This is a genomic window from Pseudomonas sp. FSL R10-1339, from assembly GCF_009600545.1.
GTDB lineage: Bacteria > Pseudomonadota > Gammaproteobacteria > Pseudomonadales > Pseudomonadaceae > Aquipseudomonas > Aquipseudomonas bubulae.
Map to the genome: position 1 here is coordinate 1 of NZ_WIVQ01000239.1, position 686 is coordinate 686.

Annotated in this window: 1 protein-coding gene; it reads right to left on the minus strand. The window is 57.7% G+C overall.

Annotated features, from left to right (window positions below; genetic code table 11):
- Positions 1 to 132: 132 nt before the first annotated feature.
- On the minus strand, positions 133 to 686 hold a 554-nt coding region (locus tag GHO03_RS24605), incomplete at its 5' end, for a hypothetical protein (protein WP_218574333.1).

The following is a 686-nucleotide window of genomic DNA, read 5'->3' on the forward strand; positions in this document are numbered from 1 at the left end:
CGTTACGGCAGGCACTGCCAAACGTCATACGCATTGCGACACCTTCTTGGCCCGTCCGGGCGGGTTCCTTTCTATTCGTTATGCGCTCCCGTGTTACTAGTAGCAACAACCGGTCTAACGATATTTTCGCGGCTAAAATCCGGCGGCAGCTCGAGCCCGCAATTTCATGACGGTTCGCGCTGAAAGTCCCCTAATGTCCTCGCCATGAAAAACCATGTGCGCCCGATGCGACTTGGTTTCCGCGTCCCAATCATCCAGATCATCGATCAGGAAGGCGTGATTGCCTAGGTACGCTGCCGCCAAGTCAGCGGCCAGGCTGCGGGCGGGTTCGCCTGCCGTTTCGAAAACCCAATCCAGAATGTCACTCATCTGCTCGGCGGGTGTCCGCGGCACAACACCTTTGGCCTGATCCTGGACGAATGCGTTGTAAAGAAGTGCGCCAGCCTCGGGATCTTCTGCAGGGTTGCCCGGGCAGAGCCTGGGCTCCCAGGGAATCTGATACATCGATTGGCCGAGAACGTCCTGCAGGACGTAATCCGATGGCTTTACCAAACGCTGCATGAGATGGCTCCTTGAAAAAATCGCATGGTAGCGCATCCCGAGCAGCCAAAAGCTGCTCGGATAAACCGCCACCTCTGGTGGCGTGAACAGCCTGACAGACGCCTCCCGAGCCCACGAGACGCTCA